We start from the raw sequence: 20,186 nt of genomic DNA, 5'->3' as shown, positions 1-20,186 counted from the left end.
GGCTGACCGCTGCTCGGCCGACCGCTCGTCTGCAGACCGTTGCCGGACGGACTCAACGGGCTCCCCTCTCTTCTCTCTTCCCTGGCCTCTGTCCCGACCTCGACGGGGAGGAAGAGTAGCGCCCCAGGACGCCCCCGGGGCCGGAAGCGGGCTGCTGGGCAAGGCATGTCGGTGGCAGCCAGTAGAGTGATCCACCGTGGCACCACGACCCTTGCACGAACTTGTTGAGCCCGGCTGGGCAAAGGCTCTGGAACCGGTGGCCGGGCGCGTCGCGGCCATGGGGGACTTCCTGCGCGCGGAGGTCGCGGCCGGCCGCACCTACCTGCCGGCGGGAGCGAACGTCCTACGGGCGTTCCAGCAGCCCTTCGACGACGTGAGGGTCCTGATCGTCGGTCAGGACCCCTATCCGACGCCGGGAATGGCGATCGGACTGAGCTTCGCGGTCTCACCGGACGTACGGTCGCTGCCGGGCAGCCTGGAGAACATCTACCGGGAGCTGAACGCGGACCTGGGCCTGCCCCGGCCCGTCAACGGTGATCTGACCCCGTGGACCGAACAGGGCGTCCTGCTGCTCAACCGGGCGCTCACCACCGCCCCGCGCAAGCCCGCCGCGCACCGGGGCAAGGGCTGGGAGGAAGTCACCGAGCAGGCCATCCGCGCCCTCGCCGTGCGGGGCGGACCCCTGGTGTCGATCCTGTGGGGGAGGGACGCGCGCAACCTGCGCCCACTGCTCGGGGACCACCCCGCGATCGAGTCGGCCCATCCCTCGCCGATGTCGGCGGACCGGGGCTTCTTCGGCTCGCGCCCGTTCAGCCGGGCCAACGACTACCTGGTCCGGCAGGGCGCCGCCCCCGTGGACTGGCGGCTGCCGTCCGTCCAGGAGGCGGACGCGCCGGCCGGTTAGAGCCGTCGGTGCGGGGGACCGGCAGGACTCCGGGCTCCCCAGGGGGCCGGCGTCACCCGACCAGGCCGACGTCCGCCCGGGCGCTCGCCCCGACGAGACGTCGACCTGTGTCGCCCCCGTGCCAAAGGACGCCGACGCGTGCCGGTCCAGGGGCACCGAGAACCTCCGAGAACGCTCCGGCCTCCGGTCGGGAGGAACCGGACTCCTGCGAAGCAGGGCAGAGGCGGGGGATCGCTGTCAGGGTGACGCGCCGTCCGCCACGACGGTGGTGTGCCCGGCCTCCAGTCGGTGGACGATCTCGGAGCCGAAAGACCCGCGGGCGGACTTGGCCTCTGTGACCGGCCCCTGCCATCCGTGGTTCACGGCAGCACGCGACCGGCGACGACCGGCTGACGCATCACCTGACCCACTACCGCCCCACCCCGGGCCCGGCGGTGCCGCACACTCACCGCGTCCCGTCAGGGGAGCACCGCGGCCCGGACGCACAGCACGTCCGGCAGGTGTGCGGCGAGCTGCTGCCAGCTGTCGCCGTCGTCCGCCGACGCGTACACCTCGCCGTTGCGGTTGCCGAAGTACACGCCCGCCGGGTCGGCGCCGTCGTGGCACATCGCGTCGCGCAGCACCGTGCCGTAATGGTCGCCCCGCGGCAGGCCCGCGCCGAGCGGCTCCCAGCTCCGGCCCGCGTCCGTCGTGCGGTAGACGCGGCAGCGCCGGCCGGCCGGTACGCGGTCGGAGTCGGCGTTGATCGGGAACACGTACGCCGTGTCACCCCGACGCGGATGGGCCACGACCGCGAAACCGAACGTCGACGGCAGCCCGGCACCGATGTCCGTCCACTGCGCGCCCGCGTCGTCGCTGCGGTACACACCCCAGTGGTTCTGCAGATACAGCCGGTCCGGCGTCACCGCGTCCCGGGCCACCTTGTGTACGCACTGGCCGAACTCCGGGTTCGGATCCGGCAGGAACACCGCGGAGACACCCGAGTTGGACGGGGCCCAGCTCGAACCGCCGTCCAGCGTGCGGAACACGCCCGCCGTGGACACGGCGACCGTCACCGCCCGCGGATCCCGCTCGTCGGTCAGCACGGTGTGCAGGCCCTCGCCGCCACCGCCCGGCACCCACTTGGAGCGGGTCGGGTGTTCCCACAGCGGCCGGACCAGATCGAAGGTCTCCCCGCGGTCCTCCGAGCGGTAGAGCGCGGCCGGTTCGGTGCCCGCGTACACCACGTCCGGCTCCGCGGCCGCCGGATGGAGCTGCCAGACCCGCTCCAGCGACGCCCCCGTGTCCTTGGGGAACTTGACGGCGGGCCGCGCCGGTTCGGTCCACGACCGGCCCAGGTCGTCGGAATGGAACACGGACGGGCCCCAGTGCGCGCTGTCACCGCCGACCAGCAGCCTCGGAACCGCGCCGCGGGTGTCGACGGCGACCGAGTACACCGCCTGCGCGTTGAAGTAGGGACTTTCGTCGAACTCCCAGCGGGTCCCCCGCCGACGCCCGATGAACAGGCCTTTACGGGTGCCCACGGCGAGCAGTACCTCGGACATGCCGATCACCTCCGCGACGTCTTCGTCGACGCCCTCGTTCAGGACATCCGTAAGTCTGCACCCCACCACTGACAGTCACCTCAGGATCAGGCGCCGACGCAGGTCAAAGCGGTGCGGCGGAACGTGAGGCGGGTGCGGCGGAGCCGTTGGGGAAAAACGTGGGACGGGCGGGGAACGGCCGTCGGACAGAGGACGGCGGCCGTGCGCAGCGCCACGCGGGCGCCGTGCACGGCCGCCTCCTTCACCGTGGGGGGCTGTCGGAAGGGTTACTGGTAGGTGATGTCGGACGATGCGTACTTGCAGTACGTACCGTCGGCGCCGGAACCGTTGTTGCTCGGCTCGTCGCCGTCGTCGTTGCCGATGTACTTCTGGCAGGGGACGATCTTCTTGCCGCTGTCCCCGACGATCCTGATGTTGCGCAGGGTCGCGCTGTCGCCGTAGTTGGTGTTGATGCCGGCGATCCTGCCGCCCTTCCAGCTCACCTCGACGGTGTTGAGGTTGATCGTGCGCTTGTACTGCGTCGAGCAGTTGCCGCAGGAGCGCACGAAGGTGCCGAAGTTCTTGACCGCGAAGTTCGACACGTTCAGCGTGCCGGCGCCGTTGAACTGGAACACCTTGTCGCTGGCTTCCTTGGCCCCGCCGCCGCTGACGGTGTAGACCGAGGACGACGACTTGCCCTTGAAGGTGGCCGCGTCCTCGCCGACGTCCTCCCACCACACGTTCTGCAGTGTGCAGGAGCCCGTGCAGTGGATGCCGTCGGCCGCGGGGGCGCCGAGGATGACGTTCTTCAGGACCGCGCCGTCCGCCAGTTGCAGGATCGGCCCCTGGTCCTCGTCCTGACCGCCCGAGCCCAGGTCGCCGGTGCCGTAGAGGCGCTTCATCCCGTAGTCCCTGGTACCGGACACCGGGATGGTGGAGGAGACGCCCTCGCTGCCGTTCGGGGTCGGCCAGGTGGCGGCGCTCGCCGAGGACGCCCCGGTGGTCATGAGCATGCCAATCGAGAGGCCGAGGGTGGCCAGCGCTCCGGTCAGTGCGCGCCCGCGGGCGCGTGGTCGTGTCGCGGAAGTCATGTTCCGGTTCCTTCTGTCGTGATGTGGGGGATGCGGCGACGTGGAGGACGCCGGGGCGGCACCGCGCCGCCCGGGCCGGTTCGCATCGCTGAACGGAACGTAGAGGGCAAGCGCTTTCTGGTCAACGCCTCGGGCAGCCGTATTCGGCCGTCTGTCAGGGCGGTCGTGAGGAGCAGCGGTGCAGCGGTCGGCGATGTCCGCGACGAGGACGTCGCCCGCCTCTCACCGTTCGTACGGCACCACACCGGCATGCTCGGCCGGTATCCCTTCCAGCTCCTGGGCTGCCGGACGGCCTGCGCGCGCCGCGCGACAAGGACGCCATCGACGACGAGTGATGCGGCAATGGCGTACGGCGTTGTCGGCTCGTCAGGGTCGTGACCATCTTGGCCAAGGCATACCTACTGGTCAGCGTCCCAGAAGGGGTTCCGGGAGCCGTCTCGCCGGTCAGGGCTGTGACGGCTTCGCGGGCCGGCCCGTCCCGTGCGCGGACCGGCTGTCGGGCGGCGTGTCATCAGGGTGGCGGCGGTGAGGGACGGCAGGAGAGGGTCATAGCCGTGTGGCCGTGCGGACCAGCCCGGCGAGGGCGAGGGAGCGGCTGTGCGCGGGCCAGGCGATGTGGGTGACGACGGAGGGCGCGTCGGTCAGGGGGACGGCGGTGTGCTCGGCCCACAGCCAGGCGCGGGCTGAGTCGGGGAAGACGGCCGCGGTGCGTCCGAGGGCGATCAGCTGGGCCAGTTGCGTCTGGTCGTGGATCTCGGGGCCCGGACCGGGAGGGTAGGTGCCGTCGCGGGACCAGCGGGCGAGCGGAAGATCGGGGATGCCGGTGATGTCGGCCAGGGACAGAGTCCTGTGCGCTGCGAGAGGGTGTCCGGCGGGCAGGACGGCGATCTGCCCCTCGGTCATCAGTTCCTCGCTGTCGAACCCGGCGAGGGAGTTGAACGGGGCGTGCATGAGCGCCACGTCGGCGCGGCCGTCGCGCAGCATCTCTCCCTGCTCGCACGTGCCGCTCGGCAGCACCTCGATCTCGGCGGCGTCGGGCTCGGCCGCGTAGGCGTCGAGGAGCTTGTGCAGCAGCTCGTGGGACGCGCCGGCCTTCACCGCCAGCACCAGGCGGCTGCGGGGGCCGCCGGGGCTGTCGGCACCACCGGCACGGCGGGTGCGGCGAGCGGCGGCGGCGGTCGCGTCGAGGGCCGCGCGGCCCTCGTGCAACAGCATCTCTCCGGCGCCGGTCAGGGCGACGCCGCGGCGGCTGCGGTCCAGCAGGCGAACACCAAGACGCCGCTCGAGCTGCTGGATCGCCCGGGAGAGCGGTGGCTGGGCCATGCCGAGGCGCTCGGCGGCGCGGCCGAAGTGCAGTTCCTCGGCAACGGCGACGAAGTACCTCAGCTCACGGGTCTCCAAGGTGTCCACAGCTACAGCGTACTCCTGTGATACCTGACGGGTATTACAGGGCACCGGGTCGGTATTGGATGCGCCGCTCGTCTGCGAGCGAACATCTACGGCATGGGCCAAGCGAAGTCCGCGCCGGTGACCGACGCGGACAGCTGCCCACGAAAAGCGGCACATCGCGTGACACGCAGCCCTCTGCAACATCCCGCCCAGCAGGAAAGACCAAAGACACAGCCATGAACACACCCTCCGCGTCATTGCCCGGCGGCACCTGGATGCTGGGCGATCTGAGCGTCACCCGTTTCGGTTACGGTGCCATGCAGCTCGCCGGCCCCGGGGTCATGGGCCCGCCCGCCGACCACGACGGTGCGCTCGCCGTCCTGCGCGAGGCCGCCAGCCTCGGGATCACCCACATCGACACCGCCGGCGCCTACGGACCACGCGTCACCAACCAGCTGATCCGTGAAGCGCTGCACCCCTGTCCCGCATCGCTGCACATCGTGACCAAGGTCGGCGCGGTCCGCGATCGGCAGGGCGGCTGGCCCCCTGCCCGGCAGCCCGAAGACCTGCGCCGCGCCGTCCACGAGAACCTCGAGGACCTCGGCCTCGATGCGCTCGACGTGGTCAACCTCCGGCTCGGCGACGCCCAGGGCCCCCGGCCCGGCTCGCTCGCCGAGCCCTTCGAGACCCTCGTCGAACTCCAGCAGCAGGGCCTGATCCGACACCTAGGAGTGAGCAACGCGACCGCGGAACAGGTCAGCGAGGCGCAGGCGATCGCACCGATCGTGTGCGTGCAGAACATGTACAACCTCGCCTACCGCCAGGACGACGAACTGATTGACGACCTCGCCACCAAGAACATCGCCTACGTGCCGTTCTTCCCGCTCGGCGGCTTCACCCCGCTGCAGTCCGCGGCGCTCTCTGCCGTGGCCACCCGGCTGAACTCGACGCCGATGTCGGTCGCCCTGGCATGGCTGCTGCGGCGGTCGCCGAACATCCTGCTCATCCCCGGCACCTCGTCTGTGACGCACCTGCGCGAGAACGTCGCCGGCGCGGGACTCCCGCTCTCCGACGAGGAACTCGCCGAGTTGGACAAGATCGGCCACTAGCAGGACCAAGGGCCGGCGGACGATGTGATGCAGGCAGCATGGTGCCGCCCGGTGGCGCCACCGGGCGGCACCACTGCGCCAGGGCCGGAGTTCAGCTCAAGGACGGCAAGGCGGCGGCCCTGCCGCAGATGACGGGGCCGCTTCGCACACGGCCTCCGAGCCGTTCCCGCAGGTCGCGACCGGCCCCCCGCGGGTAACAGGGCGTTGTCCGCGGAAGGCTTCGGACCGGTCCCGCGACCGGCGCCTCGTCAGCCGCCCACCGGTATGCCTGCCCCGCCCTGCCGTCCGGGCAGCCGGTACCGCCTACCGTCTCCGTGCGGCCTTTCCCGTCCACGCGGGCGGTAGTTCCTCACGGCGTGGACTGCGTCCGCTGCGCTGACAGGGTGCCGTCCGGCAGCCGGGGTGCGTGTTCGTTCGTATGGAAAGTGATCGCGTGCTTACGTAGCGCGCGTGCTTGAGGAATCTTTTCTCCATCTTTCCGATCGTTCTCCGGCGGACGGGGCGGTCTTCGTGTGGCCGGCCTGGGAGGTGCGGGAGGGCGAGCACGCGACGCGCTGGTTCCACGTGCGGCTCACCTTCGCCGACGGGGCCGGTGTGGAAGCGCTCGCCCTGGTGTCCGGGCTCTGCGTCTGCGTCGAGGACGTACGGGCCCGGCCCGCGTTGTCACTGGAGGATCTGGCGCTGTTCGCCGACTGGATCGAGGGGCCGCTCGCACGGGCGTGCGGTGCCGACGACGGGCCGGGCCTCGGCGACGGGACGGTCGGTGTCGTGGCGGCCGGGAGCGCATCGACCCCCGCCGTCCAGTCGGCTGCCGACGGCGACGCGGCGTCCGAGGGCGGCTCCGCCGCCCGGGCCCGGCCCCCCGGCGCGGGGGAGCCGGAGGCGCGCAGCCGCGCGGTCCGGCCGCGGGAGCCCGTGGGGAGACGTCTCGTGGCGCGGGAGTACCGCGCGGCCCAGGAGGAGGGCGTCGACCCGGTCCTCGCCGTGATGTGCGCGACCGGATACAGCCGGCGCGGAGCGCTCAGGGCCATCGGACGGGCGCGTGACGCGGGCCTGCTGACCCCGCGTCACATCCGGCGGTCGTCAGAGTAGGGAGCGCATCCGGGTGATCTCGCTCGTCTGCTGGGCGACCACGTCGTCCGCCATCTCCTCGACCCGAATGTTGTTGCCCTCCGACTTCACCTCCGTGGCCATGGTGATCGCCCCTTCGTGATGGGTGATCATCAATGTGAGGAAGAGCTGGTCGAAGGCCTTCCCCTCGGCCGCGCGGAGGTTCTTGAGCTGGCCCGGGGTCGCCATCCCGGGCATCGTCGCGTGGTCGTGTCCGTGGGAGTGCCCGTCGGCCTCCTTGGACTTGCCGTGTGCCATCAGCCAGCCCTCCATCGCCTTGATCTCCGGCTGCTGCGAGGCGGCGATCCGCTCGGCCAGTTTGACGATCTTCGTCGACTCGGCGCGGTCCGGGACGAGTTCGGTCATCTCCAGGGCCTGCGCGTGGTGCTCGATCATCATGCGGGAGTAGGAGACGTCCGCCGAGTTGGGGGAGTCGTCCTCGGCGCGCTGCTCCGCCGCCTCCTCGGCCGACAGGGTCCGGTTCCGCCCTCCGGGCTCGCCCGGCGCGATCACCGAAGGACCGTCCGCCGAGGCCGGCCCGGCGTCGTCCGTCCCGGAGTCGCAGCCCGTGAGCCCGAGTACGGCCAGGGCGATCAGCCCGGTCGCGACGACGGACACGCGTGACGCACGGCGGTGGAACACGGGACCTCCTGGGGCAGGTGGGCGGCACGGCACCTCGTGAGCGCTGACGACTGTCCTAGCACGCTTCCGCGGGGCAGTGATCAGAAAACTTCGTTGCGAGTGTGTTGCCCACTGTTGATATGTGCATGCTCAGGACCATACTGCCGGAGCGGAACCCGTTCCGAGCTGAACGGTACAAGGGAGGAAGACAGTGATCCTGTTGAATGTTCCCCGAACCCGGCGCAGACGGCTGGGAGTTGCCGCAGCGGCCGGTGGGCTGCTGGCGGCGCTCCTGACCGCCGCCCCGGCCGCGGCCACCCCCGACCCCGGGGACGCGCCGCCCTCTTCGAAGGAGATGCCGAAGAGCGCACAGGCAGAAGCACGCGAGGCCATCGCGGAGGGCGAGATACCCGCCCAGGACGAGATCGTCCACTCGGACAACATCCGCCATGTCGCGCACGTCCCCAAGGACGCGCTGACCGGCACCAATTCGGACCTGGCCTTCCAGGGCCGGTACGCCTTCGCCGGAAACTACGACGGCTTCACCATCTACGACATCAGCAACCCGAGGTCACCGAAGACGGTGTCCCAGGTGCTGTGCCCCGGCTCCCAGAACGACATCTCCGTCTCCGGCGATCTGCTGTTCCTCTCCACCGACTCCTCGCGCAGTGACAGCAGTTGCAACAGCACCACGCAGCCGGTGACCGAGAAGTCCTCGTGGGAGGGCATGAAGGTCTTCGACATCAGCGACAAGCGCAACCCGCGCTACGTCGCCGCCGTCGAGACCGCCTGCGGCTCGCACACCCACTCGCTGGTGCCCGAGGGCAGGAACGTCTACGTGTACGTCTCCTCGTACTCGCCGAACGCCGCCTACCCCGACTGCCAGCCGCCGCACGACGGCATCTCCGTCATCAAGGTGCCGCGCAAGGCCCCGCACCGGGCGGCCGTGGTCGGGTTCCCGGTGCTGTTCCCCGGCGAGGGGCCCGACGGCGGCGGCAACCCGGGCGGGCCCACCAACCCGGGTGTCTCCAAGACCACGGGCTGCCACGACATCACCGTGCTGCCCTCCAGGGACCTGGCGGCCGGCGCCTGCATGGGCGACGGCGTCCTGCTCTCCATCAAGGACCCCGAGCGCCCCAGGGTGATCGACCGGGTGCAGGACAACGTCAACTTCGCCTTCTGGCACTCGGCGACGTTCAACCAGCGGGCCGACAAGATCGTGTTCACCGACGAGCTGGGCGGCGGCGGCGCCGCCACCTGCAACGCCGAGGTCGGACCGGACCGCGGCGCGGACGGAATCTACGACGTCGTCGGCAAGGGTGACAAGCGCAAGCTCGTCTTCCGCAGCTACTTCAAGATCCCGCGTCACCAGGCCGACACCGAGAACTGCGTCGCCCACAACGGCTCGCTGATCCCGGTCAAGGGCAAGGACCTCATGGTCCAGGCCTGGTACCAGGGCGGGGTCTCCGTCTGGGACTTCACCAACTCCTCGAAGCCGAAGGAGATCGCCTACTTCGAGCGGGGGCCGCTGAGCACCGACCGGCTCGTCACCGGCGGTTCGTGGTCGGCGTACTACTACAACGGCTACATCTACTCGAACGACATGGCCAAGGGCTTCGACGTCCTGAAGATCGACGACCGGCGCACGGATCCGGCCCGCTGGGTCAAGATGCGTGAACTCAACGTGCAGACGCAGCCGGACTACTTCGACTGACCGTCCGGCTCGGGGCGACGGGAGGGCGCCAGGGACTCCTGCGCCGCCCCGGTCGCGAAGAACCGTGACACATCCGTCCGGTTCGGTGCGTCCGTGCCGCCCGCTCCCTCCGGGCCGGGCGTTCCGTGCGAGGGGTTCGGCCCGTCGCTCGGTTCCCCCTCCTGGGGCCGGTCCGTCGGACTCGTCGCACCCGTCCCGCCGGGCACCCCGGTGCCCGGCGGGACACCCAGTTCCCAGTCCAGCCGGTACCGCTGGAACAACTCCTCCCGCAGCACCGCGACGGGCATCGGCACACCTGGCACCAGCGCCGAGTAGACGGCGCCCATCAGTAGGGCGCGCAGCATCGGATAGTCGCTGTCGACCTGCGTCGAGCCGTACCGGGCGACGGTGTCGCTCAGCAGTTCCGCCAGCCGCCGCTGCTCGGGGCAGGGCAGGAAACCCTCGGCCTGCAGCAGCCCGGCCATGTGCTGGCGCATCAGTACGGGACGGTCCCGGGCCAGGCCCAGGATCGCGTCGATGGCCCGCGCCATCCGCTCCCGCCCGTCCTCGGTGCGCGGTTCCTGTTCCAGCGCCTCCTCGAGTGTCCGGTGCATCAGGCGGTGCACGGCGGACTGCACCAACTGGCGCTTCCCCGGGAAGTAGTACGACACCAGACCCCGTGCGGAACCCGCTCGGTCGGCGATGTCGCCGAGCGTCGTCGCGTCGTAACCGCGCTCGCTCACCAGCTCCACGGCGGCCTGCAGAAGCCGCTCCTTCGAACGCCTTCGCAACTCTTCATTGACCGAGGCGCTGCGCGGGGACATGCTGGACTCCTGCGTTGACTGGCTGGCAGCCAACTATACTCAGCGCATCCGGTCGGGCCCTTCGTGGGTCCACGCCGGGCTGCCGTCCTCCTCGGGCGGCGCGGGGGATCGCCCGAGGAGAGCGGCGGTGGCGCGGCGCGGGTCTTTTCGCTCAGGACACAGGGCCGCCAGGCCATCAGGACGCCGGGGCACCTCTCACGGTCACGGGTGCCGTTGCCCGTGGATCCGTACCCCCACCGCCACGACCACGAGGCCGAGGAGCCAGCCGCCGAGCACGTCCGTGGGCCAGTGGACGCCGAGCCAGACGCGGGTGAGGCCGACGCCGCCGACGGAGAGCGCCGCCAGGGCCACGGCCCAGACCCACAGGGTCCGGCCCACCCCGTGCCGGTGCAGCAGCCACAGCAGGAGACCGAAGGTGACGGCCGCGGTCATGGCGTGCCCCGAAGGGAACGCCGCGTAGTGGGCCGAGTCCACCGGGTCAGGCCACACGGGGCGGGCCCGGCCCACCACCGCCTTCAGGACCTGCTGCACCGCGGCCGCCACGGCGCACGTCACCACCAGCCACACCGCGGTCCACCGGGCCGTGTACCGGTACCACAGCAGCAGCGCGACCGCCCCGCACAGCAGGCGCATGGTCCATGGGTCCCAGACCCAGTCCGTCAGGACGCGTGCCGCCTGTGTCAGACCCGGTTCGTCGACCGCCCAGCGGTGGACGGCCGAGGCGATGTCGCGGTCCAGGCCGGTCAGCGGGCGCCACTTTGCGGCGACCAGGACCAGCAGAAGGGCCGAGCACACGGCCGGAACGCCGAGGAGGGCGGCGGACGGGCGGTGCTCCGGTGGACGGGGCGGTGGCTCGAGGTCGACGGGAGAGATGTGGGGGGATGGCATACAGCGATCCTCGCCGACCCACGGGGTCCGGAGCCAGTTCTCCGCCCGCCGGCGGTCTCATGGGCCCGGCCGGCCCTCCTCACCCTCTCGTCCCCGCGCCCCCGGGGCCCCGCCGGCCCCGTGTCCTCGGCGGGATCCGCCGGGCAGGCCCTACCCCAGCGCCCGCAGTCCCGGTACGAACGCCACCAGGACCGGGATCACCGGTACCAGCGACGCCACGGCGGTCAGCCGCAGCCGGTGCCACGCCGGGAGCCGGTTCGGGGGAGCCAGCAGCCGGTGCACCCGGGCCGGTACCTGGCCCCCCGGGGACGGGCAGGGGCCGAACACCCCACGGTGCTCGTTGAGCTCGACCAGCGCCAGGGCGGTCGTCAGCCGGCCGAAGCGGCGGGAAGCGGTGTCGTCGGCGGCGAGTTCGACCAGCCGGTGCATCTCGTCGCGGAACGCGGCGAACACCGGTACCTGCGGGAAACCGTCGGCGAGCGCGGAGGAGCAGTGCAGCAGCCAGTCGTGCCGGGCCTGCGCGTGCCCCCGCTCGTGTGCGAGGACGGCGTCCAGCCGGCGGCCCGTCAGGCGGCGCAGCGCGGCCGTGGTGACGACCAGTCGGGGCGGGGTGCCGGGCAGCCACCACGCGTCGGGGTGCTCGCCCTCCAGGACCACCAGCCGCTCGGCGCCGGGCTCCTCGCCGGGCAGCAGCGGCGCCCGCACCAGAAGCTCGGCCCGACGGGCCCGCCGCCGCGCCCGGGCCCGGACGACCTCACGGACCAGCATCGCCGCGGTCCACAGCCCGCCGCACGCCAGCACGACCGCGGTGGTCGCCGCCAGGGGCCCGGCCGTACCGAGGGCGTAGGCCTCCACGGCCCCGTGCGGTGCCGTGGCGAAGACCGGGCGGCCGATCACGTGCGAGGCGGCCGCCGCGCTGAACGTCATCGACAGGGCGCAGCACAGCAGCACCGCCGCGACCACGCACTGCCACACCCACAGCGCCACCACCGGCTCGCGGTCCGCCCAGTGGGCCCGCGCCAGCAACCGGGGGCCGGCGACGGCGATCAGGACGCCGAACAGCAACAGTGCCGCGGGGAGCATCATGCGTTCAGCCTAGGAGCGCACCCCACTCCCGGGTACGGCCCACCGGGGCGAAGTGACGCAGGCAACGGTCCCGTCCGGCGGCAGGCGGGCCGCCACCCGTCTCACATCGTCAGCAGCATCACCACCGTCGCGATGCCCATGGACAGTCGGCACGCCCGTGCCAGCTCCGGCCGGTCCCCCCAGCCCGGGGCCCTGACCGCCCCGGGTGGCGGCCTTCCCGCCACGGCGGTCACCGGCACCAGCCGTACACCCGTGACCAGCACGTATGCGGTGAAGTAGAGCAACAGCAGGCCGGTCAGCAGAGGGAGGCCCGCGCTCCCGTGCGCGTGCCCCGGCCCGGGGGAGAGGGGCATCGCCACCGCCATGTAGACCATGGCCGCGGCGCCCAGCGGATGGTGCAGATGCCGGGTGTCCCCGTGCGACGCCCACAGGGAGTGCAGCCCCGTCGCGCCGAACACCACCGCGTAGGCGGGCCACGCCCACGGGGGCGGAGTGAGGACCGCCGCCGGTACGGCCATCGCGGCCATGCCGAAGCCCATCAGTGCCTCGCCGCCCGCGCTGCGGCGCTGCTCCTCGACGCTGCTGCGCATCCGCAGCAGGCAGTAGGCGCCGGTCGCCGCGCAGAGCGCGACCAGCAGCCAGCCGGACACCGCCGGTCCGTGCACGCGAACCTCCCCTGGGGCCGTCCCCGCCGCATGGGAGGACCCCTCCACGGTCGGTCAAGGCATGCCCGCGCTCGAAGGCGTGCACGCGAGCGCACGGGGGTGCGCGAGGAGCATTCGGGGAGCACCGCAGAGCACGCATATATTTTACTGGCAAAAGAATTGGCGGTGTTGTACGCCATGAGCAGTGCGCCCCCCGGTTCCGGACCCGCCCCGAGACAGGGCCGATGTCCGGACCCCGACGGTTCCCGCTCGTCGACGTGCTGCGCGTCGGGCCGCCCTCCGGCGTCTGGTTCAAGCCCGCCTTCAGCGTGGTGGCAGCGGTCGCGCCGCCGGGCCGGATCCTCGTCGCCCTCGGCCGGCTCGACCTCGCGGTCTGCACCATGGCCGGATTCCTGTGCGCGCTCTGCGCCCCCAACCGTCCGTACGCCGTCCGTGCCAAGGCGCTCGCGGCATCACCCTGACCTGGAGCCGGACCGTGCAGCGGGTCGTCGGCAACCTCGTCGGCGTGCTGGTCTTCGCGGCCGTCACCCCCTCACCGGCCCCGGACCGCTCGCCCTCGTCCTGTGCTGTCTTGTCCCCGACTTCGGCGCCGAGGCGCTGATCGGCCGCACCTACTGGCTCGGCAGCGTCTGTGTCACCCCGCCGGCCCCGCTCGTCACCGGGGTCCCCGGCTACCAGGCGACCGGCCCCCTGGTCACCGACCGTGTGGTGGGCACCCTGGTCGGCGTGCTGGTCGGCTTCGGCGCCGCCCTGGCCGTCACCGACCGGTGGGCGGGCCGCCGCGCCGCGAACGCGCTCACCCCGGTGGGCCTGAGGCGTGGACACACGGCCCGGCTCCTGGCCGGCCGGCAGGCCGGTCCCGCCGCCCTGGAGACCGCGCGACGCGGCCTGGCCGTCGCCGGCGCCCACCTGCGGGCCACCGCCGACGCGGCCGCGGGTGAATGGTGGCTTCGCACGCTGTCGCGGGAACACGTGGTGCTCGCCGAGCAGGCGGGACACCGTACGCTCGCGCCGACGGTACGACGCCAGGGCCTCGCGGCCGGCTCCGGCACGGACGCGAACCAGGGCACAGACACGGACACGTACCCCGGTACGGGCCCGGACGCAGGCTCGGGCAGGAGTTCGGGTGGCGCCGCGAAGGCGGGCACCGGCACCGGCCAGGACCCGGGCGACGACACGGAGGATGTACGGCCATGACGGCTACCGAACGACTCCCGGCCGACGCGGGGCGCCCCGCCGAAGAGGTCCACCGGGCCGACGGAGGACCTCCGGCGGACGAGGGGCTCCCGGAGGGCGGTGCGGGAGTCCCCGCCGGCGAAGGCACACCGGCGGCCGGCCAGGACACCGTGGCCGAGGTGGTCCGGCAGTGGCGGGCCGTGCACCCCGGCCTCGACACCGGGCCCATGGAGGTCATCGGACGCATCAACCGCTGCGCCGCCCTGCTCCAGCAGGCCGAGGACGCCCCGTTCGGCCGGGCCGGACTGACCCGCCCGGAGTTCGACCTGCTCGGCGCGCTGCGCCGCACGGGGCGCGAACTCACCCCGGGTGAACTGGCGCGCGAGACCTTCTCCTCGGGCGCCGCCGTCACCAAACGCCTCAAGCGGCTCGGCGCGCACGGCCTGGTGGAGCGCCGCGGCGACCCCCGTGACCGCAGAGTGGCCCGAGTGCGCCTGACCGACGCCGGGCGGGACGCGATCGACGGGGTCGTTCCCGCGCAGCTCGCCTACGAGAGTGCCGTGCTGTCCGGCCTGGAGGGGCCGGCGCTCGACGAGCTGGCCTCGCTGCTCGGGGCGCTGCTGAGCCGGCTGGAAGGACGCCTGGGCGCCCCGCGGGCGTGACGAGCCCGGCCGAGGCCTCCGGAGTGACGCAGACCGTCTCAGATCCCCGGCCGGTAGCGCAGCGGATGATCGGCCGGGATCTCCACGAGGACGATCGGTGTGCCGTCCGGATCGGCGATCCACATCTCGATCAGGCCCCACGGCTCCTTCACCGGTGGCCGGACGATCTCGACGCCCTTGTCCCTCAGTTCCCCGTGGGCGGCCGTCACGTCCGCGACCTGGAGCCACAGCCTCGTCGCCGGATCCGCCGTGTCCGTGGCGGGGTCGGAGCGGCCGGACAGCTCCAGGAAGCCGCCGCCGAGGAAGTAGACCGTGCCGCGCTCCGGGCCGGTGGCGAACTCGCGGTACACCGCGAGGCCCAGCTGCTCGCCGTAGAAGACGCGGGAGCGTTCGGGATCGGTGGGGCGGAGGAGGACCCGGCTGCCCAGTACATGCACCATGCGGTCGAGCGTAGCGGCCGGGATAACCTCGTACCCGGAGAAACCCGAGCGGCGAAGCGGAGAAGTGCCCCATGGAATCCGTCACCGAGAGCGCACTCGTCTTCCGTGACGCCACCGACGCGGACGTGGACGACCTCGTCGCGCTGATCGAGGCGGCGTACCGGGGCGACTCCAGTCGGGCCGGGTGGACCACCGAGGCCGACATCCTCCAGGGGCAGCGGACCGACGCGGAGGGCGTACGGGAGGTCGTCAAGTCGCCGGGCAGCCGGCTGCTGACGGTGGAACGCGAGGGCCGGATCGTCGCCTGCTGCCAGCTCGAGCACCGCGGTGGGCACGCCTACTTCGGGATGTTCGCGGTCAGCCCCGGGCTCCAGGGCGCCGGGCTCGGCAAGACGATCATCGCTCACGCCGAGCGGCAGGTGCGGGACACCTGGGGCGCGCGCGAGATGCACATGACCGTGATCACGGCGCGCGAGGACCTGATCGCCTGGTACGAACGGCGTGGTTACCGCCGTACGGGCAGGACGAGTCCCTTTCCGTACGGCGACGAGCGGTTCGGCATTCCGCTCCGGGCCGACCTGCGGTTCGAGTTGCTGGTCAAGGAACTGCCCTGACCGTCGGAGGAGCCCTCCCGGACTCCACCCCTGCCGCCCCGTGCCGGTCCGACCGGCACGGGGCGGTCCCGATTGAGGCGGGACGCCCGGGCCGTCACGCGGTGAAGCGGCCGGTGCGCTTGATCTCCGGGTGGTCGGTGGTCGCGCCGTCGAGCCCGAGGGCCCGGACCAGTCTGAGCTGGTCCTGCGTGTTCACCACCCAGCCGATGATCCTCAGGTCGGCCTCGCGGGCCTGTTCGACGATCTCCAGGGTGAGGCGGCGGATGTTCAGGCAGACGGTCGACGCGCCGGCGCCGACGGCCCGTTCCACGACGTCCGTGCCGTAACGGCTCGCGACGAGCGCGGTGCGTACGCCGGGCACCAGGCGGGCGACCTCGGCGATCGCGTCGTCGTGGAACGAGGACACCTCGATCCGGCCCGCCAGATCCCGCCGGTTCATCACCTCGGCCAGCGCCCTGGCCGCCTGCACGTCCTTGATCTCGGCCTGCAGCGGCGCGTGGACGGTGTCCAGCACCTCCTCGAAGACGGGGACGTGCTCGCCGCGCCCGGCGTCCAGGGCGCGCAGTTCGGCGACGGTCCGGTCGGCGACCGGACCCGTGCCGTCCGTCGTGCGGTCCAGGTCCGTGTCGTGCATGACGACGAGCGTGCCGTCCTTGCTCAGATGCAGATCGAGCTCGATCACGTCGAGGCCTGCCTCCTGGGCGGCGACGAAGGACCGGAGGGTGTTCTCGGGCTCGACACCCATGACTCCGCGGTGACCGATGGTGAGGAAGTTCAAGATGCGACTCGCTTCCGTCGACGGAGACGCGGGACCGCGTCCCTGCGGCCCTCCTGGACCGTATCGCCTGTGCCCGCCCCGTCCAGATGCTGAACACCGAAGCCGAGGAGCGTCACCCAACCACGTGACGGGCAGGAAGAAATGCGGTGGCAGCCGGGGTGGCGCAGGATAATTTACGGAGGTGTCCCTTGCTGGGGGAAACCTCGTATGTATACGGTCGCTCCACGCAGTTTCTTCGCTGGAGGATGGGATATGACGGAAATTCTTGCGCAGGTGGGTACGGAGGGGCACGTTCCTTCGGCAGCCAGGGTGGTCGAGCACCCGGCGTGGCCCGTGCTCAAGGATGCCGTGGAGCGGATCAGGCCCTGGCAGGCGAAGGACGGGTCGATCGACCTCGACGCCGAGGGCGCCCCGGCCCGCGCCGAGGCCGAGGCGGAGGTGCGCCGGGTGACCGACGCCCTCGGCGAGCTGTCCCCGCTGCTCCCGCACGACCGCGCCTACCACGAGGCCCTGGCGAAGGACCTGGCCCGCTGGGCCGAAGGCGGCTTCGAGGTGCCCGACTTCCTGGACTCGCTGCTGGCCTTCCACCCCGCCGCGCACCGTGAGGACGGCCTCCAGCACCTGGTCGTCTTCCCGATGTACACGCAGAACGGCAACCCGGACCGCAACCTCGAGGCGGTCGTGCTGCGCATGGTGTGGCCGGACTGGCTGGCCGAGCTGGAGCGCACCCGCTACGACAACCCGCTGTTCTGCGGCATCTCGTTCGAGGACTTCACCGCGGGTTACGACACCAACTCGGCGGTGCTCTTCCCCGAGACCATCGCCGTGCGCGAGGCCCCCGAGCGGTTCACCTGGGGCGGCATCTTCTGCGACCGCGAGGCCGCCCGCTTCCGCCGGGTGTCCGCCGCCGCCGTCGGCCTCCTGGGCCTCGAGCTGCCCGAGGACGTCGCCGCACTGGTGCACGACCAGAAGCGCTGCGAAGAGGCGTTCGTCCTGTGGGACATGGTGCACGACCGCACCCACAGCCACGGCGACCTGCCCTTCGACCCGTTCATGATCAAGCAGCGCCAGCCGTTCTGGATGTACGGCCTGGAGGAGCTGCGCTGTGACCTCACCGCCTTCAGGGAGGCCGTCGAGCTCGCCGGCGACGGCGTCCCGCAGGCGCGCGACGTACAGGTCGCGGTGCTGTTCGACCGCATGTTCCGCTTCCCGGTCACCGGCGAGAGGGTCCGCAACTACGACGGCCTCGGCGGCCAGCTGCTCTTCGCCTACCTGCACAAGCACGACGTCGTCCGCTGGACCGACAACAAGCTCACCATCGACTGGGACCGCGCCCCGCGGGTCACCAACCAGCTGTGCGCCGAGATCGAGACGCTGTACCGCGAGGGTATCGACCGCCCCAAGCTCGTCCACTGGTTCGCCGGGTACGAGCTGGTCTCCCGCTACCTCTCCCCGCACCCGGGGTCCAAGTGGGCCAAGGGCCCCGACGCCCTGGACCTGACCCAGCCGCCGCGGAAACTCGTCGATGACGTGCTTCCGGACGAGTTTCCGCTGAGCATGTTCTATGAGGCACTGTCCAAGAAACTGAAGAACGTGATCGCCTCGACCCGGGGTATCACGGCGGACGGCGCCGAGCGGATCGCCGCGTGAGCGATCTCGTTCACACCACTGTGCAGGAGGCGATGACCATGGGGAACGGGGCGCTCGACGGTGCGGTGATCGCTGTGGCCGGCGCGGGGGGACCCGCGGGGCGGGCGGCCCTGCTCCGCCTGGCCGAGGCGGGGGCGGTCGTCGTCGGCTCCGACAACGAACCGGAGCGGCTGGCGGAGGCCGTGGACGCGGCGCGCTACGCGCACGGGGGCGCCACTGTCACCGGTGACACGGTCGACCTGCTCGACCTGGATTCCACCCGCGAGTGGGCCGCGCGTACCGAGAAGGAGTTCGGCCGCGTCGACGGCCTGGTCCATCTCGTCGGCGGCTGGCGCGGCAGCGAGACCTTCACCAAGACCAGGGTGGACGACTGGGACCTGCTGGAGCTGCTCCTGGTCCGCACCGTGCTGCACACCTCCCTCGCCTTCCACGAGGGACTGCAGCGCAGCGACCGGGGCCGGTACGTCCTGATCAGCGCGGCCGGGGCCAGCAAGCCCACCGCGGGCAACGCCGCCTACGCCGCGGCCAAGGCCGCCGCCGAGGCGTGGACGCTGGCCATGGGCGACTACTTCCGCAAGGCGGGGGGCGAGCAGGGGCCGACATCGGCGGCTGTGATCCTGGTGGTGAAGGCGTTGGTGCACGACGCGATGCGCGCCGAGCGCCCCAACGCGAAGTTCGCGGGCTTCACGGACGTCAGGGATCTCGCCGAGGCGATCGTCGGCGTCTGGGACAAGCCCGCCGCGGAATTGAACGGAAACCGTCTGTGGCTGACCGAGAAGCCGTGAACCCACCCCGGACCGACGCGCGCCGCCATCACGACCCGGACGTCCGCGGTTTCGCCAGCGACAACTACGCCGGAGTCCACCCGGAGGTGCTCGCCGCCCTGGCCCTGGCCAACGGCGGGCACCAGGTCGCGTACGGCGAGGACGCGTACACGGAGAACCTCCAGCAGGTGATCCGCAGCCATTTCGGCCCCACCGCCGAGGCCTTCCCGGTCTTCAACGGCACCGGTGCCAACGTCGTCGCGCTCCAGGCGGTCACCGACCGCTGGGGCGCCGTGATCTGCGCCGAGAGCGCGCACATCAACGTCGACGAGGGCGGGGCGCCGGAGCGTGTCGGAGGAATCAAGCTGCTCACCGTGCCGACCCCCGACGGCAAGCTCACCCCCGAGCTGATCGACCGGCAGGCGTACGGCTGGGAGGACGAGCACCGCGCGATGCCGCAGGTGGTGTCCATCGCCCAGGCCACCGAACTGGGCACGGTGTACACGCCCGACGAGATGCGCGCCCTCTGTGAGCACGCGCACGCCCACGGCATGAAGGTGCACGTCGACGGCTCGAGGCTGGCCAATGCCGCCGCCACCCTGGACGTGCCGATGCGCACCTTCACCAACGCGGCCGGCGTCGACCTCCTCTCCCTGGGCGGCACCAAGAACGGCGCCCTGTTCGGCGAGGCGGTCGTGGTGCTCAACCAGGACGCCGTCAGCCACATGAGGCATCTGCGCAAGCTGTCCATGCAGCTCGCGTCCAAGATGCGCTTCGTCTCGGTGCAGCTGGAGGCCCTGCTCGCGCGGGACCTGTGGCTGCGCAACGCCCGGCATGCCAACGAGATGGCCCAGCGCCTGGCCGAGGGCGTGCGCGCCGTGCACGGCGTGGAGATCCTCCACCCGGTCCAGGCCAACGCCGTCTTCGCCCGCCTGCCGCACGCCGTGACCGAGCGCCTGCAGAAGCGCTTCCGCTTCTACTTCTGGGACGAGACCGCGGGCGATGTCCGCTGGATGTGCGCCTTCGACACCACCGAGGACGACGTGGACACGTTCGTGGCGGCCCTCAAGGAGGAGATGGCCCGCTAGCCGCTCTCACGGAGCCTCCGCCAACTTGAGATCACAGGCCAAAGGGCTGGTGTGACCGGGTCTCGGGGTACTCGCGCCGGTCGTCGGCGGCGGTCTGCGGAGCAGATCGTC

General features: G+C 71.7%; 22 protein-coding genes. 11 read left to right on the top strand and 11 right to left on the bottom strand.

What is annotated here, in order from left to right:
* Positions 1–196 precede the first annotated feature (196 nt).
* Entirely contained in the window at positions 197–904 is a 708-nt protein-coding gene (locus ORI94_RS14425) for a uracil-DNA glycosylase (RefSeq protein ID WP_266075201.1), read from the top strand.
* A gap of 237 nt (positions 905–1,141) precedes the next feature.
* Here the strand turns inward: ORI94_RS14425 and ORI94_RS14420 are convergent, their stop codons facing one another.
* The 4 genes from ORI94_RS14420 to ORI94_RS14405 form a co-directional block, all read right to left on the bottom strand.
* Positions 1,142–1,267: a hypothetical protein gene (locus ORI94_RS14420; RefSeq protein ID WP_266075199.1), complete on the bottom strand. Its 126-nt coding sequence runs from the start codon at positions 1,265–1,267 to the stop codon at positions 1,142–1,144.
* Between the two features lie 95 nt (positions 1,268–1,362).
* Positions 1,363–2,517, bottom strand: coding sequence for a WD40/YVTN/BNR-like repeat-containing protein (locus ORI94_RS14415; RefSeq protein WP_266075197.1), 1,155 nt, complete (start codon positions 2,515–2,517; stop codon positions 1,363–1,365).
* Between the two features lie 197 nt (positions 2,518–2,714).
* Complete coding sequence (locus ORI94_RS14410) at positions 2,715–3,518, bottom strand: pectate lyase (RefSeq protein WP_266075195.1); 804 nt, start codon at positions 3,516–3,518, stop codon at positions 2,715–2,717.
* 546 nt (positions 3,519–4,064) lie between these two features.
* Entirely contained in the window at positions 4,065–4,928 is an 864-nt protein-coding gene (locus tag ORI94_RS14405) for a LysR family transcriptional regulator (RefSeq protein ID WP_323056056.1), read from the bottom strand.
* A 215-nt stretch (positions 4,929–5,143) separates the two neighbouring features.
* Between ORI94_RS14405 and ORI94_RS14400 the strand changes: the two genes are divergently transcribed.
* Together ORI94_RS14400 and ORI94_RS14395 are read left to right on the top strand one after the other, a co-directional pair.
* Entirely contained in the window at positions 5,144–6,016 is an 873-nt protein-coding gene (locus tag ORI94_RS14400) for an aldo/keto reductase family oxidoreductase (RefSeq protein WP_323056055.1), read from the top strand.
* Between the two features lie 450 nt (positions 6,017–6,466).
* Positions 6,467–7,108, top strand: coding sequence for a DUF6214 family protein (locus ORI94_RS14395; RefSeq protein ID WP_266075193.1), 642 nt, complete (start codon positions 6,467–6,469; stop codon positions 7,106–7,108).
* On the opposite strand, the gene ORI94_RS14390 is transcribed toward ORI94_RS14395, so the two are convergent.
* Positions 7,100–7,768, bottom strand: a complete 669-nt coding sequence (locus ORI94_RS14390; protein ID WP_266075191.1) for a DUF305 domain-containing protein — start codon at positions 7,766–7,768, stop codon at positions 7,100–7,102. The genes ORI94_RS14395 and ORI94_RS14390 overlap by 9 nt on opposite strands.
* 190 nt (positions 7,769–7,958) lie before the next feature.
* Here ORI94_RS14390 and ORI94_RS14385 point away from each other — a divergent pair, with 190 nt between their 5' ends.
* Positions 7,959–9,461 (top strand): LVIVD repeat-containing protein, encoded by a 1,503-nt coding sequence (locus ORI94_RS14385; protein WP_266075189.1) that lies wholly within the window; start codon positions 7,959–7,961, stop codon positions 9,459–9,461.
* Here ORI94_RS14385 and ORI94_RS14380 read toward each other — a convergent pair.
* The 4 genes from ORI94_RS14380 to ORI94_RS14365 form a co-directional block, all read right to left on the bottom strand.
* The gene (locus ORI94_RS14380; protein WP_266075187.1) at positions 9,449–10,264 is read right to left on the bottom strand and encodes a TetR/AcrR family transcriptional regulator; all 816 of its coding nucleotides are present in this window, start codon (positions 10,262–10,264) and stop codon (positions 9,449–9,451) included. The two genes, ORI94_RS14385 and ORI94_RS14380, sit on opposite strands and share 13 nt — an antisense overlap.
* 201 nt (positions 10,265–10,465) lie before the next feature.
* Positions 10,466–11,152 carry a phosphatase PAP2 family protein gene (locus tag ORI94_RS14375; RefSeq protein WP_266075185.1) on the bottom strand — a complete coding sequence of 229 codons (687 nt, stop codon included), beginning with the start codon at positions 11,150–11,152 and terminating at the stop codon, positions 10,466–10,468.
* Between the two features lie 150 nt (positions 11,153–11,302).
* The gene (locus tag ORI94_RS14370) at positions 11,303–12,238 is read right to left on the bottom strand and encodes a M56 family metallopeptidase (RefSeq protein WP_266075183.1); all 936 of its coding nucleotides are present in this window, start codon (positions 12,236–12,238) and stop codon (positions 11,303–11,305) included.
* A 101-nt stretch (positions 12,239–12,339) separates the two neighbouring features.
* A complete protein-coding gene (locus ORI94_RS14365) occupies positions 12,340–12,903 on the bottom strand; it encodes a DUF5134 domain-containing protein (protein WP_266075181.1) in 564 nt (187 codons plus the stop codon).
* Positions 12,904–13,127: 224 nt separating this feature from the next.
* Here ORI94_RS14365 and ORI94_RS14360 point away from each other — a divergent pair, with 224 nt between their 5' ends.
* Genes ORI94_RS14360 through ORI94_RS14350 form a run of 3 tightly spaced genes read left to right on the top strand, consistent with a single transcriptional unit; the run spans position 13,128 to position 14,741 of the window.
* Positions 13,128–13,364 (top strand): hypothetical protein, encoded by a 237-nt coding sequence (locus ORI94_RS14360; RefSeq protein WP_266075180.1) that lies wholly within the window; start codon positions 13,128–13,130, stop codon positions 13,362–13,364.
* Positions 13,336–14,100 (top strand): FUSC family protein, encoded by a 765-nt coding sequence (locus tag ORI94_RS14355; protein WP_416237824.1) that lies wholly within the window; start codon positions 13,336–13,338, stop codon positions 14,098–14,100. The genes ORI94_RS14360 and ORI94_RS14355 overlap by 29 nt, the downstream gene beginning before the upstream one ends.
* Positions 14,097–14,741 carry a MarR family winged helix-turn-helix transcriptional regulator gene (locus ORI94_RS14350; RefSeq protein WP_266075179.1) on the top strand — a complete coding sequence of 215 codons (645 nt, stop codon included), beginning with the start codon at positions 14,097–14,099 and terminating at the stop codon, positions 14,739–14,741. The genes ORI94_RS14355 and ORI94_RS14350 overlap by 4 nt, the downstream gene beginning before the upstream one ends.
* Positions 14,742–14,779: 38 nt before the next feature.
* On the opposite strand, the gene ORI94_RS14345 is transcribed toward ORI94_RS14350, so the two are convergent.
* Positions 14,780–15,181 carry a VOC family protein gene (locus tag ORI94_RS14345; RefSeq protein WP_266075178.1) on the bottom strand — a complete coding sequence of 134 codons (402 nt, stop codon included), beginning with the start codon at positions 15,179–15,181 and terminating at the stop codon, positions 14,780–14,782.
* Positions 15,182–15,252: 71 nt separating this feature from the next.
* On the opposite strand from ORI94_RS14345, the gene ORI94_RS14340 reads away from it, so the two are divergent.
* Positions 15,253–15,795 (top strand): GNAT family N-acetyltransferase, encoded by a 543-nt coding sequence (locus ORI94_RS14340; protein ID WP_266075176.1) that lies wholly within the window; start codon positions 15,253–15,255, stop codon positions 15,793–15,795.
* Between the two features lie 94 nt (positions 15,796–15,889).
* On the opposite strand, the gene ORI94_RS14335 is transcribed toward ORI94_RS14340, so the two are convergent.
* The gene (locus tag ORI94_RS14335; protein WP_266075174.1) at positions 15,890–16,573 is read right to left on the bottom strand and encodes a glycerophosphodiester phosphodiesterase; all 684 of its coding nucleotides are present in this window, start codon (positions 16,571–16,573) and stop codon (positions 15,890–15,892) included.
* A gap of 252 nt (positions 16,574–16,825) precedes the next feature.
* Between ORI94_RS14335 and ORI94_RS14330 the strand changes: the two genes are divergently transcribed.
* Genes ORI94_RS14330 through ORI94_RS14320 form a run of 3 tightly spaced genes read left to right on the top strand, consistent with a single transcriptional unit; the run spans position 16,826 to position 20,075 of the window.
* Positions 16,826–18,223: a DUF6421 family protein gene (locus tag ORI94_RS14330; protein ID WP_266075172.1), complete on the top strand. Its 1,398-nt coding sequence runs from the start codon at positions 16,826–16,828 to the stop codon at positions 18,221–18,223.
* A 38-nt stretch (positions 18,224–18,261) separates the two neighbouring features.
* A complete protein-coding gene (locus ORI94_RS14325; protein WP_266075541.1) occupies positions 18,262–19,008 on the top strand; it encodes an SDR family NAD(P)-dependent oxidoreductase in 747 nt (248 codons plus the stop codon).
* Entirely contained in the window at positions 19,005–20,075 is a 1,071-nt protein-coding gene (locus tag ORI94_RS14320) for a threonine aldolase family protein (RefSeq protein WP_266075170.1), read from the top strand. The genes ORI94_RS14325 and ORI94_RS14320 overlap by 4 nt, the downstream gene beginning before the upstream one ends.
* Positions 20,076–20,186: the final 111 nt, after the last annotated feature.

It is taken from the genome of Streptomyces sp. NEAU-W12, from assembly GCF_026242095.1.
GTDB lineage: Bacteria > Actinomycetota > Actinomycetes > Streptomycetales > Streptomycetaceae > Streptomyces.
The sequence above is the reverse complement of the archived record's forward strand: the minus strand, read 5'-3'. Positions and strand labels throughout refer to the sequence as shown.